Below are 13,796 nucleotides of genomic sequence, written 5' to 3'. Positions count from 1 at the left end.
CCTTGCCAGCGGCAAGCACGCTGCCCCGATTCCCGCGAAGCCCCTGATCCATGAAAGCCTCCCAATTTTTCATCTCCACCCTCAAGGAAGCTCCGGCCGATGCCGAAGTGGTCAGCCACAAGCTCATGACGCGGGCCGGCCTGATCAAGAAGCTGGGCGCAGGCATCTATAACTACATGCCCATGGGACTGCGCGTGATCCGCAAGGTCGAGGCCATCGTGCGCGAGGAAATGAATCGTGCCGGTGCCGTGGAGGTGACCATGCCCGTGGTCCAGCCTGCCGAGATGTGGGAGGAGACCGGCCGCTTCGAGAAGATGGGCCCCGAGCTGCTGCGCATCAAGGACCGCCATGGCCGTGACTTCGTGATCCAGCCCACCAGCGAAGAGGTGGTGACGGACATTGCGCGCCAGGAGCTCAAGAGCTACAAGCAGCTGCCCAAGAATTTCTACCAGATCCAGACCAAGTTCCGCGATGAGCGCCGCCCGCGCTTTGGCCTGATGCGTGGCCGCGAGTTCATCATGAAGGACGCCTATTCCTTCGACAAGGACCGCGACACCGCCCAGATCAGCTACCAGACCATGCGCGCGGCCTACAAGCGCATCTTCGATCGCTTCGGCCTGCAGTACCGTGCCGTGCGTGCCGACAGCGGCGCCATCGGCGGTGATCTGAGCGAGGAATTCCAGGTGATCGCCTCCACGGGCGAAGACGCCATCGTCTACTGCCCCAGCAGCGACTACGCCGCCAATATCGAGAAGGCCGAGGCCCTGGCGCCTGCAGGCCCCCGTCCCGCTGCAGCCCAGGCCATGGCCCGTGTGGCAACGCCGGGCAACAGCACCTGCGAATCCGTGGCTGCCCAACTGGGCCTGCCGCTGTCGCAGACGGTGAAGTCCCTGGTGCTGGCCACCGACAAGCTCGACGACAAGGGCGATGTGGCGGGAAGCCAGGTCTGGCTGCTGCTGCTGCGCGGCGACCATGAGATGAACGAGATCAAGGTGGCCAAGGTGCCTGGCCTGGACGTGGGCTTCCGCTTTGCCACTGTGGCCGAGATCGAGGATCACTTCGGCTGCCAGCCCGGCTACCTGGGGCCCATCGGCCTGAAGAAGCCCGTGAAGCTGGTCGTGGACCGCGAGGTGGCCGTGATGGCCGACTGGGTCTGCGGCGCGAACGAGGCCGACTTCCACATCACCGGCGTGAACTTCGGCCGTGACCTGCCCGAGCCTGATGCCGTGGCCGACCTGCGCAATGTGGTGGCCGGCGACAAGTCCCCCGATGGCGCAGGCGAGCTGGCCATTGAGCGCGGAATTGAAGTCGGCCATGTGTTCTACCTGGGCACCAAGTACTCCCAGGCCATGAACGCCACCTTCCTGGCCGAGAACGGCAAGCCCTCGCTGTTTGAAATGGGCTGCTACGGCATTGGCGTGACGCGCCTGCCGGCTGCCGCCATCGAGCAGAACCATGATGAGCGCGGCATCATCTGGCCCGACGCGATTGCGCCCTTCACCGTGGTGGTCTGCCCCATCGGCATGGACCGCAGCGAGCCCGTGAAGGAAGCCGCCGAGAAGCTGCATGCCGAGTTGCTGGCACTGGGCGTGGACGTGATCCTGGACGACCGCGGCGAACGCCCGGGCGCCATGTTTGCCGATTGGGAACTGATTGGCGTGCCGCACCGCGTGGTGCTGTCCGACCGGGGCCTGAAGGAAGGCCAGGTCGAGTACCAGCATCGCCGCGACACGGAAGCGACCAAGATGGCCGCTGCCGATGTGCTGGGCCATCTCAAGCAGAGGCTGGGTCTGTGAGCCAGGCCCCCGTGATAGCGCGCCGCGATTGCCTGCGCCTGGCGGCTTCGCTGGGCGCAGCACCGCTGCTCGGCGGGCTGGCCGCGCCCGCCTGGGCCGGTGGCCAGCTGGAAGAGCCGCTGGCCGATTCGGTGCGCACCGCGCTGAGTTCGGCCGTCACGGGATCGGCGCCGCCCGAGCTGCGCTTTGCCTCCACCGAGGCCCGCATGGACTACCTGCGCTGGCTCACGGCCAGCAGCGAGCGCCTGCGCTCGCGCAAGCCGGAACTGGCGACTCGGCTGGAGTTCCTGCAAACCGTCTGGTACGAGGCCAAGCGCGCCGGCCTGGAAGTCTCGCTGGTAATGGGGCTGGTGCAGGTGGAGAGCGCGTTCCGCAAGTTCGCCATCTCCAGCGTGGGCGCGCGCGGCTATATGCAGATCATGCCGTTCTGGATGCGGCTGATCGGCGATGGCGACATCGGCAAGCTGTTCCACATGCAGACCAATCTGCGCTTTGGCTGCGTCATCCTGCGCCACTATCTGGACCGTGAAAACGGCGATGCCTACATGGCGCTGGGCCGCTACAACGGCAGCCGCGGCCAGCCCCAGTATCCGAATGCGGTGTTCGCTGCGCAGCGCCGCTGGGAGATCGAGCCCTCGCGCTCGGCCTGAGGGGGCGCAGGCTGGCGCCTGGCGGCAGTCCTGCAGGCCTGCCTTGCTGCGTTTTCAGGACGACGTGTCCGGCGACATGCTGGACACCTTGGCCACGGCGGCGGCCGTATCGCCTGCATTGGGCGGCGCGGCCGGGCTGCTGCCGGACATGCGCGTGACCAGCACCTGGTCGATACGGTAGCTGTCCACGTCCATGACCTCGAAGCGGTAGCCGCCCCATTGCACGGTGTCCGTGCGCCTGGGAATGCGCCGAAGCATGACCATGAGGAAGCCCCCCAGGGTTTCGTAGTCCTCGGAATGCGGCAACTCGTCGAGCTCCAGGGCCTGCATCACATCCTCGACCGGCGTGACGCCATCGATCAGCCAGGAGTTCTCGTCGCGCCGCAGGATCTGCTCCTCGTCGCCGGGGCTGACGAGGCCGCCCATCACCGTGCTCATCACGTCATTGAGCGTGACCACGCCGACCACCAGGCTGTACTCGTTGACGATGACGGCAAAGTCCTCATGCACCTGGCGGAACTGCTCCAGTACCTCGGCCAGCGTCAGGCGGTCCGGCACGACCAGCACCTTGTGGACCAGCGAATCGTCCATGAGCGACAGGGACTGGTTGTTCAGCGCGCGCTGGAACAGGTCCTTGGCATCGACATAGCCGACGATGTGGTCGATGTCGCCGTCGCAGACGGGGTAGGTGGAAAAAGGCTCCTCGGCAATGCGGACCCGGATCAGTTCATCGGGGTCGTCGCGGTGGAAGTAGGCGATGCGGTCGCGCTGCGTCATGGCCGAGCCGATGGTGCGCGAGTCCAGCTCGAACAGGTTGGCGATCACCTGCTGCTCCTTCGCGGCCAGCACGCCGGCTCGCGCGCCAGCTTCGGTCATGGCCAGGATGTCTTCGTGCGTGATGCGGTCATCGCGCACCGTGGGCAGGCCGAAGAGCTTGGCAACGGCGTCGGCCAGATGGTTGAAACACCAGACCAGGGGCTTGAGCACCGCCATGCACCAGAGCATGGGGCGCAGCACCCGAATGGCCAGGGCCTCGGGCTCGGCCATGCTCAGGCGCTTGGGCAGCAGGTCGGCAAACAGGATGAACAGGGAGGTGACGCTGGCGAACGAGAGCAGGAAGCCCACGGTCTGCGCACGGCTGTCAGGCAGCCAGAGCATCAGCAGCTCGGCCAGATAGGGGGTCAATGCCCCTTCGCCTACCACGCCGCCCAGGATGGCGACGGCATTGAGTCCAATCTGCGTGACCGTGAAATATTCGCCCGGCTGGGCCTGCATCTTCATGACCAGTTCGGCGCGGGGTTCGCCGTCCTCCATCATCTGCCGCAGTCGCAGGCGCCGCGAGGCGGCCAGCGAGATCTCGGCCACGGAGAAGAAGGCACTGGTCAATATCAGCGCGACGATCAACAGCAGACTTTGGGACAGACTCATAGGCAGGGCGGAGAAGCGGGCGCAGGCGCGCTTTTCCGGATGTGAAAGATGTGACCATTCGACCACACATCGCATGCCCCTGGCCCTGAGGCATGCCCGGGGAGTCCGCCGGCAGCGCGGCGCAGGCGAAAAAAAGCCACCCGAAGGTGGCTCGATGCTGCGCCGAAGGCGCGTGGTGCGAGAAGGCTCAGGCCTTGGGTGCCAGCAACTGCTGCAGCTCGCCCGACTCGTACATCTCCATCATGATGTCCGAGCCGCCGATGAACTCGCCCTGCACGTAGAGCTGGGGAATCGTGGGCCAGTTGCTGTAGTCCTTGATGCCCTGGCGGATTTCCTGGTCTTCCAGCACGTTGACGGTGGAGATGTCCTTGGTTTCCACGCCGCAGGCCTTGAGGATCTGGATGGCGCGGCCAGAGAACCCGCACATGGGAAAGCTGGCGCTGCCCTTCATGAACAGCAGGATGTTGTTGCTCTTGACCAGTTGGTCGATGCGTTGCTGGGTGTCGCTCATCTGTGTGGTGCTCCGGGGTCGTGGTGGGCGCCGCAGGCGCGGCGGCATGGATGGGATTATTTCACTCTCGGCGCGGACTTTGAAAGCATGCGGGATTGCTGCGCCCAGGCCAGAGCTCAGGTCAGAGCTCTGGCCTGCCCTTGCCATTGCCCGCCCGTGCAGCGGGCAATGCCGCCCAGGTCGTGGCGATGCTGCACGTCGCCAAAGCCGGCATGGCACAGCAGGGCGGCCACGGCATCGGCCTGGTCCCAGCCATGCTCCATCAGCAGCCAGCCGCCGCGGGCCAGCAGCGCGGGCGCCTGGGCGATGATGGCGCGGATATCGGCCAGGCCATCGGCACCGCTGGCCAGTGCCGACAGCGGCTCATGCGCCAAGGCCAGCAGATGCGGATCGTCGTCGCGGATATAGGGCGGGTTGCTGACGATGAGGTCAAACGGTGCCTGCCCTGCCAGCGGCTGGAGCCAGCTGCCATGCGCGAACTGCACGCCCAGTTGCAGGCGCGTGGCATTGGCGCTGGCCACGGCCAGTGCGTCGGCGCTGGCATCCACGGCCCAGACCGTGGCGCCGGGGCGCTGGCTTTGTAGGGCCAGCGCTATGGCGCCGCTGCCGGTGCCCAGGTCCACCACGCGGCAAGCGGGGCCTGCCTGGGTCTGGATGGGCATGAGCTCCAGCGCCCAGTCCACCAGGGTCTCGGTATCGGGGCGTGGGTCGAGCACACGCGCGTCCACGGCCAGATCGAGCCCGTAGAACTCCTTGTGGCCGAGCAGGTAGGCAACGGGCTCCGCGCCAAGGCGGCGTGCGCACAGCGCGGCATAGGCCTCGGCCTGGGGGGCGGTCAGCATGTCCTCGTCATGGGTCAGCAGCCAGGCTCGGCCGCCAGACTGGCGCCCGAGCACGTGCAGCAGCAGCATTTGCGCATCGATGCGCGCAAGCCCCAGGGCCTGGGCCTGCTGCAGCGCTTCTTTGACGATGGGTGGATTGGCCATGGCCCGGGCCTCAGTTGTTGACCTGCAGCTCGGCCAGCAGTTCGGCCTCGCGTGCGGCCTGCAGCGCGTCGAGCACATCGCCCAGGTCGCCTTCCATCACGGCCAGCAGTTTGTAGATGGTGAGGTTGATGCGGTGGTCGGTGAGCCGGCCCTGCGGGAAGTTGTAGGTGCGGATGCGGTCGCTGCGGTCGCCGCTGCCGATCAGGCCCTTGCGCAGTGCGGCCTCCTTGGCCTCGCGCTCGCTGCGCTCCTTCTCCTGCAGGCGCGCCTGCAGCACCTGCAGGGCCTTGGCCTTGTTGCTGTGCTGGCTGCGGCCGTCCTGGCACTCGGCGACGATGCCCGTGGGCAGGTGGACCACACGCACAGCCGAGTCGGTCTTGTTGATGTGCTGGCCGCCGGCGCCGCTGGCGCGGAAGGTGTCGATGCGCAGGTCGGCCGGGTTGAGCGTGATGGCCTGGGTTTCGTCCGGCTCGGGCATGACGGCCACGGTGCAGGCACTGGTGTGGATGCGGCCCTGGGTCTCGGTGGCCGGCACGCGCTGCACGCGGTGGCCGCCGGATTCGAAGCGCAGGCGGCCATAGACGTCGGTGCCTTCCACGCGCAGCACCACTTCCTTGTAGCCGCCCAGCTCGCTTTCATTGGCGCTCATGATCTCGACCTTCCAGCCCACGGCGTCGCAGTGGCGCGTGTACATGCGGGCCAGGTCGCCTGCGAACAGGGCCGATTCGTCGCCGCCCGTGCCTGCGCGGATTTCGAGGTAGGCGTTGCGCGCGTCATCGGGGTCCTTGGGCAGCAGCAGGCGCTGCAGCTCGTCCTCAAGCTGGACCAGCTCGGCCTCGGCGCTGGCGATTTCCTCCTGCGCCATGTCGGCCATGTCGGGGTCGGAGAGCATGTCCCGCGCGGCGGCCAGATCGGCCTCGCGCTGGCGGTGGCGCGCATAGCGGCCTGCAATGGCGGTGACGTCCGCGTGCTCGCGCGAGATGGCGCGGTACTGCTTCATGTCGCCCATGATGTCTTCGCGCGAGAGCAGGAAGTTGAGTTCTTCAAGGCGCTGGGCGTAGCGCTCCAGTTGTTGGCGCAGAAAGTCTTGCATGGTGTGGGCGGTGGTGCGAAGGGCTGCTCGGGCAGCACTGCGGCGGGAAACGTGGGGGCCTGGAAGGGCGGATGGGCCTTAAAAACCGGGAGGGGCGGGGAGGGGCCGCAAGTGCGGCCGGGGCGCCACAGGCCCGCTGGCACGCAGCCCTGCGCAGGGGCGGCGAGCGCCGCTAGAGCGCCTTGTCGGGGGCCGTGCCGCGCGGGCCGCTTTGGGCCGAGCGCAGGAACAGGCGCGAGACCGTGTCCATGGTCTGGCTGCGCTGGTCGGCATCGCCCTTGTGCAGCTCGGCCAGGGTGCCGTGCAGCATTTTCTGCGTGAGGCCGCGCGACAGGGCCTCCAGCACGGTGTCGATGTCTTCGCCCTTGGCCAGCAGCTTCTTGGCGCGCGCAATCTCCAGCGCACGCCATTCATCGGTCTGGGTGTTGAGCTGGCGGATCAGCGGCACAACGCCGGCCTGCGGGCGGCGCTGGTCCAGCCAGTGCATGAAGCTTTGCACGCCATGGTCGATGATGACTTCGGCCTGCTCGACCGCTGCCTGGCGCTGGGCCTGGCCCGTGCGCACCACGGTGGCCAGATCGTCCACGGTGTAGAGGTAGACGTCGCGCAGGTCCTTGACCTCGGATTCGATATCGCGCGGCACGGCCAGATCGACCATGAACATGGGGCGGTGCTTGCGCTTCTTGAGCGCGCTTTCCACGGCGCCCAGGCCGATGATGGGCAGGCTGGACGCCGTGCAGCTGATCACGGCATCGTATTCATGCAGATGGTCGGGCAGGTCGGCCAGCCGCATGGTGCCGGCGCCGAACTGGGCAGCCAGCTTCTCGCCGCGCTCCAGCGTGCGGTTGGCGATCATGATCTGCTTGGGGTGGCGGGCCGCGAAGTGGGTGGAGACCAGCTCGATCATCTCGCCCGCGCCCACGAACAGCACGCGGATCTGGGACAGGTCTTCGAACAGCTGGCCGGCCAGCCGCACGGCGGCAGCGGCCATGCTGATGCTGTGGGCGCCGATCTCGGTGGAGCTGCGCACTTCCTTGGCCACCGCGAAGCTGCGCTGGAACAGCTGGTTCAGCGTGCTGCCCAGGGCGCCTGCGTTCTCTGCGGCGCGCACGGCATTCTTCATCTGGCCCAGGATCTGGGCCTCGCCCAGCACCATGGAATCGAGCCCGCTGGCCACGCGGAAGGCATGGCGCGCCACATGGCCGTCTTCCAGCAGATAGGAGTGCGAGCGCAGCAATTCGGACGAAATACCGCCGCTGTTGGCCAGCCAGTGCAGGGTATGGTCCATGGCCGGCATTTCGGCCGCGCAGTAGATCTCGGTACGGTTGCAGGTGGAGAGAATGGCGGTCTCGACGGCGCTGTGCTGGCGGCCGGGGCCGGTCAGCGATTCGCGCAGGCCCTGCAGCGTGGGCACGATCTGGTCAAGCGCGAACGCGAAACGTCCCCGCATATCAAGCGGAGCCGTGTGGTGGTTGATGCCGAGTGCCCAGACTGCCATAACCCGGGATTATAAAATTTCGCGCAGTTTCAGGCATCCCTGATCACAACACCCTGGAATCGGAGCCCGCACATGGGATGGATTGCGAGTACGAATCATTGGCTGAACTTCCTGGCGCCTGCACTTTTCCTGTCGCCGGCCCTGATGTTGTGCGCGCTTTTGATCTATGGAAAATCGCAGCAATCCCTTGCCTGGTGGTTGCAGGTTGCTATCAATTTGGTTGTTGGTGCGCTGGTGTTGCTGGCCGGTTTGTGGTGGTTCGGGCGCGATGCAAAGATGGCCACCTACACCGCCCTGGTCCTCGTGATGGCGCTTTGCCAGTGGGTGCTTTCGCGCGGCTGGCGCTGATGGCTGACAGCAAAGATTGATGCAGATCAACGGAAGAGGGCGTTTCTCCTGGCGATCAAGGGCCTGAGACTGCGGCTGGAGGCACGGCACCCGGTGCGGCCTGCTCCAGCAGCCATGCGCGGAACTGCACAAAGGCTTCGGAAGGCATCCGCGCAGCCGGCCGGCACAGAAAGTAGCCGCGTTCGATGTGGACGGGTGCAGGCAAGGCAAGGGCCACGCGGCCGGCGGCCAGGTCTTCCTCCACCAGGCAGCGCTGCACCAGGGCCACGCCCATGCCTGCGGCCACGGCCTGGACCAGCAGAGCCACCAGTTCGAAGTCCGCCGCAGGCGCGGGGCAGGGCCCGGGCAGGCCGAGGTGGCTCATCCAGCGCGCCCAGTTGCCCGGGTAGTTGGTGTGAAACAGCAAGGGGCGCGCAAGCACATCCGCTGCGCTGCGAATGGCTTGCGGGCCCTGCAATTCGCGCGGATGGCAGATGGGCACCAGATCGCGGCCCACCACATAGTCGGCCACCACATGGGCGGGCCAGGGCTCGCTGCCCACGCGCAGCCAGCCGTCTATCTCGGCGGCGGACAGCGGGTCATCGCGCCGGTAGGGGGCGAACGAAAGGACGATGCCCGGATGCAGTGCATTGAATCGCGGCAGGCGCGGAATCAGCCAGTGGCTGAACAGCGTGGGAACGACCGACAACCGCAGTTGCGGGCCGAAGTGGCGCCTGCGTGCGGCGGCCGAGGCCGATTCAATGGACTGGACGGCAGGCTCGACGGCCTGCAGATATTCACGGCCAGCCTCGGTCAGCACGCTGCGCCGGCCCTGGCGCTCGAAGAGGGCAAAGCCCAGGTGCTCTTCCAGCCGGGCGATGGCGCGGCTGATGCCGCCCTGGGTGACATACAGCTCCTGGGCTGCCAGCGAGTAGCTGCCCAGGCGCGCCGCCGCCGCAAAGGCGTGCAGCTCGGAAAGCGAGGGAGAGTGCATGCGCATGACGGACGCAATTATGACGGTTTGTCATAGTTGCTTGCCGTCTTGTCTCTTTTCGCGCGTGCGGCGGCTGTCCAGAATCGGCGCCTGTTCCGCGAAGCCCTGCCCTGCAGCAGGCCGCTCTTTCATCCATCACGAGAGGAAACACACCATGGCAATGCGCCGCACCCTGTTGTCCAGCCTGGCCGCCTGCGCCGCCACTGCTCTTTTGGCTCCCGTCGCCTGGGCCCAGGGCCCGGCTGCCGACTATCCCAGCCGGCCGATCCGCCTGGTCGTGCCGTTTGGCGCGGGCGGCTCCACCGACATGGTGGCGCGTCTGCTGGCCGAGAAGATGAGCGTGATCCTGGGCAAGTCCGTGGTGGTGGACAACCGGGGCGGGGCGGGCGGCTCCATTGGCGCCTCCGAAATTGCGCGTGCTGCGGCCGATGGCTACACCATCGGCATGGCCACGGTGAGCACGCATGGCTCCAACCCGGCCATTTTCCGCAAGCTGCCCTACGACCCGATCAAGGACTTCGCGCCCATCACCAATGTGATGTCGGTGCCCAGCGTATTCGTGATCAACGCCAGCGTGCCCGCCAAGACCATGAAGGAGTTCATCGCCCTGGCCAAGGCCAACCCGGGCAAGTACAGCTTTGCCTCGCCGGGCACAGGCTCCCTGGGCCACGCCAACATCGAGAATTTCATGAACCTGGCCGGTATCGACCTGCTGCACATCCCCTACAAGGGCGCGGGCCAGGCCATCACCGACGCGCTGGGCGGCCAGGTCAATGCCATGACGGACAACCTGCCCTCCACGCTGCCCCACATCAAGGATGGCAAGCTGCGCCCGCTGGCCGTGCTGGCCTTCAAGCGCGCCGACGTGCTGCCCGACGTGCCCACCTACACCGAGCTGGGCTTCCCGCAGATGGGCGACGGCGGCTGGTTCGGCCTGGTCGCACCTGCCGGCACGCCGCGCCCCATCATCGACAAGCTCAATGCGGCTGCGCACAAGGCCATGGCCATGCCTGACTACCTGGAAAAGCAAAAATCCATCTCGGGCGAGTCCATGGGCAACACGCCCGAGGAATTTGCCAAACAGATCAAGGCCGCCATCGAGCGCTACACGGCCGTGGCCAAGCGCGCCAACATCAAGCTCGACTGATGGACCGCATGGCACAGACCGATTTCCTGCGCCCCCGGCCGGACACCCCGGTCGTGGTGCATCCCGCCACCGGCGAGGTGCTGCCCATCGTCTGCGACTCGCCGCACAGCGGCACGTCCTATCCAGAGGATTTCGGCCATGCCGTGCCCATGTCCCTGCTGCGCCGCGGCGAGGACACGCATGTGGCCGCGCTCTGGGACCAGTGGCCCGCGCATGGCGCAACGCTGATCGAGGCCACCTTTCCGCGCACCTACATCGACCCCAACCGCAGCGAGGCCGACCTGGACCCCGCCCAGATCGACGGCCAGTGGCCCGTGCCCCTGGCGCCCAGCGTCAAGACCCGCCAGGGCCTGGGCCTGATCTGGCAGCGCATCAGCCGCGACGGCGTGGCCACGCCGCTGTATGAACGCCCGCGCACGGTGGCCGAGGTGGAGCACCGCATCGCGCGCTACTGGCGTCCCTACCATGCGGCGCTGGCGCAGGCCATCGATGACAGCGTGCAGCGCTTTGGCGGCGTCTGGCACCTGAACCTGCACTCCATGCCCAACGATGTCTACAAGCGCTTGGGCCGCACCGACGCGCCGCCGCTGGCCGACTTCGTGCTGGGCGACCGCGACGGCACGACCTGCGCGCCCGAGTTCATCCAGCTGGTGGGCGATACGCTGGCGGGCTTTGGCTACAGCGTGGCCTACAACGAGCCCTACAAGGGCGTGGAGCTGATCGGCCGCATAGGCCAGCCGCACCTGGGCCGGCACAGCCTGCAGATCGAGATCCGCCGCCCGGTCTACATGGACGAGGACACGCGCGAGCCCAACGCGGGCTTCGAGCCGCTGCGCGGCCATCTGCGTGAGCTGATGGCCGTGGTCGCGGCGCATGTGCGCGCTGAAATGGCCGGGCGAGGCTAGGCCGGGCTGGCGGGGTCGCCGGGCAGGGGCGGCGTGCCTGGCGAGCCCGGCATGCCTGCCACCACCGGCGCCGCCACCGAGGTGGTGGCCGGTGGCGACAGGTACAGGCCCGCGCCCTTGAGCGATGCCAGGATGCTGAACAGCACATCGCTGCGCACCCCGCCCGCATTGCGCGGGTTGCCCACGTAGCCGATGGCCAGGAAGGTCAGCGTGCCGTTGGCAATGCCTTCGAGCTGCACCAGAGGCTCGGGCGTGTCCAGGATGCCTTCATGCGTGCGAAAGGCTTCCAATATCAGGGTGCGCATGCGTTCGGCATCGGTGTCCAGCGGCGCGGGCAGGCGCAGCAGCACGCGCCCGGGCGCGCCGGCCAGCGTCATGTTGCGCACGGTCTTGGTGATGAATTCCGAGTTGGGCACGATGACTGTGGAGCGGTCGCCCAGCTGGATCTCGGTGGCGCGCACGTTGACGCGGCGCACATCGCCCTCGGTATCGCCCAGTACCACCCAGTCGCCCACTTTCACGGGCCGCTCGGCCAGCAGGATCAGGCCCGAGATGAAGTTCTGCACGATGGCCTGCAGGCCAAAGCCAATGCCCACCGACAGCGCGCTGGCCACCCAGGCAATGCGCTCCACGCTGATGCCCAGCCCCGCCAGCGCCACGGCCACCACGAAGATGCCGCCCACATAGCCCAGCAGCGTGGTGATGGAGCTGCGCATGCCCGGCTCCAGCGAGGTGTTGGGGAAGTAGCGGTCCGTCAGCCAGCGCTTGATCACGCGGATCACGATCAGGCCCGTGACGATCACGGCAAATGCGGTGAACAGGGCCTGCGGCGCCATGGTGAAGTCGCCCACCTTGAGGCTGTGGTTCACCGTGCTGCCGCGGCGAAACACCTCGTCCGGCCCCGTGCCCAGCGGGGCCAGCAGGGCGATCACCATGTAGAACAACAGGGCCACGCGCAGCAGGCCCGAGACCAGCACCGAGGCCTGGTCCAGCAGCCGGCCCTCAATGCCCAGGCTCTGGTTCAGCCGGGTGCCGAAACTGCCCTTGGACGACAGCAGGGCCTCGCACAGATCGTCGCCCAGCTGGAACAGCAGGTAGGTGGTGGCAAAGACCACGCCGGTCCACACCATCTGGCGCGCCAACGTTCCGGCCAGCGCCACGTAGCCGGTCACGGCCAGCGCAATGGTGGCAATGCTGGCCACCGCCGCACAGGCCACGAGCAGGCCCACCCACAAGGGCCGGGGCGGCGCAGGCTCTGCCTGGGCGCCGTCTTCCTGCGCCACTGGCGCCGGCGCGCGCAGATGCCGCAGGGCCAGCATGACCACGGCCGAAATCAGCAGGGCCGACAGGGCGTGCACCGTGACCTCGGCGGCCAGGCTGGCGCCGATGATGGCGTTGACTTCGGTCACCAGGCCGTTGAGCGCGGCTCCGGCGGCAATCCACCAGGGATAGGGGCTGAGCCGCTCGGCCAGCTCGTCCGACACGCCGGGCAGGCGCCAGGAACTGCGCCTGCGCGACAGCAGGGTCTGGCCCAGCGACACCACGAAGGCGCCGAACAGCGTGACCTGCACACTGGCCTTGGCCAGCGCGTCCAGCGATTCGCTGAAGCCATCGCCGGCCTTGAGCACGCTCCAGGCCAGTTGCGCTGCCAGGCCGATCAGCAGCGTGTTGATCAGCACGGTGGCCGCCGCGCGCAACGACCGGCGCAGGCGGCCGCTGGGCAGGCGCGCGGGCGCGGCGCGCACCAGCAGACGCTCGGCCAGCCAGGGGCCGAGCAGGGCGATCAGCAAGGCGGCGGCCAGGCTGGCGATGAAGCCGCCCCGGCGATCGGACGCCATGATAGAGGCGACGGCCTGGCGCAGCTCGCGCCCCAGGCCCTGCAGGCGCGCCGCGTCCAAAGGCGCGGCAGCGCGCAGGTTGCGCCAGAAGGGGCGGCCCAGCGGTGAGTCGGTGCGGGCCGTCAGTGCGGCCTGGAATTGTTCGCGGCGCTGGCGTATCAGCTCGTTGCCGCGCTGGTCGGCATCGACCGACACCAGCCGCGCGAGCTTGAGTTCGGAATCCACGGCACTGCGCTGCCTGGCCAGGCTGGCGCGCTGCTCGGCCACATCGGGCGCATCGGCAGGGGCGCCTTTTTCGGGCGCGGGGCCCAGGCCGGCCAGGCGCGAATCGATGTCGGCCAGTTCCTCGGTGCGGCGGGCTGCGACCTGGTCGGCCGCCGTGCCTATGGCCGCAGCCTCGTCCAGCAGCTTGCGGCCGTCATCGTCCTCGGCCAGCTTGCGGGGAATGGCGTCCAGCTGCTTGCGCAGATCGTCCACGCTGGGCAGGGCGGGCCGGCCGTCGGGCGCCGCCGTGGCCGCCGCTGCCGTGCGGTCCTGCGCATGGGCCGGAGCGGGCGCAGTGAGGACCAGCATGGCCAGGACCATCAGGCCGGTGGCCAGGCATTGGCGCAAGGCCTGCGCCC

At 67.7% G+C, this 13,796-nt stretch carries 12 protein-coding genes; 5 read left to right on the top strand and 7 right to left on the bottom strand.

The features are described from left to right. Positions 1-50: 50 nt before the first annotated feature. Positions 51-1,796, top strand: a complete 1,746-nt coding sequence (locus tag A4F85_RS25915) for a proline--tRNA ligase (RefSeq protein ID WP_063328229.1) — start codon at positions 51-53, stop codon at positions 1,794-1,796. Then, positions 1,793-2,446 (top strand): lytic transglycosylase domain-containing protein, encoded by a 654-nt coding sequence (locus A4F85_RS25910; protein ID WP_063328228.1) that lies wholly within the window; start codon positions 1,793-1,795, stop codon positions 2,444-2,446. Before A4F85_RS25915 ends, A4F85_RS25910 begins: the two co-directional genes overlap by 4 nt. A gap of 54 nt (positions 2,447-2,500) precedes the next feature. On the opposite strand, the gene A4F85_RS25905 is transcribed toward A4F85_RS25910, so the two are convergent. The 5 genes from A4F85_RS25905 to hemA all read right to left on the bottom strand — a co-directional run bounded on the left by A4F85_RS25905 (position 2,501) and on the right by hemA (position 7,962). Then, positions 2,501-3,874, bottom strand: coding sequence for a hemolysin family protein (locus A4F85_RS25905; RefSeq protein ID WP_034396907.1), 1,374 nt, complete (start codon positions 3,872-3,874; stop codon positions 2,501-2,503). A gap of 187 nt (positions 3,875-4,061) precedes the next feature. Next, positions 4,062-4,385 carry a Grx4 family monothiol glutaredoxin gene (gene grxD, locus A4F85_RS25900; RefSeq protein ID WP_012207276.1) on the bottom strand — a complete coding sequence of 108 codons (324 nt, stop codon included), beginning with the start codon at positions 4,383-4,385 and terminating at the stop codon, positions 4,062-4,064. 116 nt (positions 4,386-4,501) lie between these two features. Further along, positions 4,502-5,371, bottom strand: coding sequence for a peptide chain release factor N(5)-glutamine methyltransferase (prmC, locus tag A4F85_RS25895; protein ID WP_063328227.1), 870 nt, complete (start codon positions 5,369-5,371; stop codon positions 4,502-4,504). Positions 5,372-5,381: 10 nt separating this feature from the next. Then, positions 5,382-6,464 carry a peptide chain release factor 1 gene (gene prfA, locus A4F85_RS25890; RefSeq protein ID WP_063328226.1) on the bottom strand — a complete coding sequence of 361 codons (1,083 nt, stop codon included), beginning with the start codon at positions 6,462-6,464 and terminating at the stop codon, positions 5,382-5,384. Between the two features lie 172 nt (positions 6,465-6,636). Next, on the bottom strand, positions 6,637-7,962 hold the full coding sequence (hemA, locus tag A4F85_RS25885; RefSeq protein WP_012207273.1) for a glutamyl-tRNA reductase: 1,326 nt from the start codon (positions 7,960-7,962) through the stop codon (positions 6,637-6,639). A gap of 72 nt (positions 7,963-8,034) precedes the next feature. On the opposite strand from hemA, the gene A4F85_RS25880 reads away from it, so the two are divergent. After that, positions 8,035-8,310 carry a hypothetical protein gene (locus tag A4F85_RS25880; protein ID WP_013800828.1) on the top strand — a complete coding sequence of 92 codons (276 nt, stop codon included), beginning with the start codon at positions 8,035-8,037 and terminating at the stop codon, positions 8,308-8,310. Positions 8,311-8,365: 55 nt separating this feature from the next. Here the strand turns inward: A4F85_RS25880 and A4F85_RS25875 are convergent, their stop codons facing one another. Further along, positions 8,366-9,289 carry a LysR substrate-binding domain-containing protein gene (locus A4F85_RS25875; RefSeq protein ID WP_063328225.1) on the bottom strand — a complete coding sequence of 308 codons (924 nt, stop codon included), beginning with the start codon at positions 9,287-9,289 and terminating at the stop codon, positions 8,366-8,368. 148 nt (positions 9,290-9,437) lie between these two features. Between A4F85_RS25875 and A4F85_RS25870 the strand changes: the two genes are divergently transcribed. After that, the gene (locus tag A4F85_RS25870) at positions 9,438-10,430 is read left to right on the top strand and encodes a tripartite tricarboxylate transporter substrate binding protein BugE (RefSeq protein WP_012207270.1); all 993 of its coding nucleotides are present in this window, start codon (positions 9,438-9,440) and stop codon (positions 10,428-10,430) included. Next, on the top strand, positions 10,430-11,335 hold the full coding sequence (locus A4F85_RS25865; RefSeq protein WP_063328224.1) for an N-formylglutamate amidohydrolase: 906 nt from the start codon (positions 10,430-10,432) through the stop codon (positions 11,333-11,335). Before A4F85_RS25870 ends, A4F85_RS25865 begins: the two co-directional genes overlap by 1 nt. On the opposite strand, the gene A4F85_RS25860 is transcribed toward A4F85_RS25865, so the two are convergent. After that, on the bottom strand, positions 11,332-13,758 hold the full coding sequence (locus A4F85_RS25860; protein WP_063328599.1) for a DUF3772 domain-containing protein: 2,427 nt from the start codon (positions 13,756-13,758) through the stop codon (positions 11,332-11,334). The two genes, A4F85_RS25865 and A4F85_RS25860, sit on opposite strands and share 4 nt — an antisense overlap. Between the last annotated feature and the right edge of the window lie 38 nt (positions 13,759-13,796).

Origin of the sequence: Delftia sp. GW456-R20 (assembly GCF_001622915.1) — a bacterium.
Lineage (GTDB): Bacteria > Pseudomonadota > Gammaproteobacteria > Burkholderiales > Burkholderiaceae_C > Comamonas > Comamonas acidovorans.
Note: the sequence above shows the minus strand (reverse complement) of the source record. Positions and strands in the feature narration are given on the sequence as shown.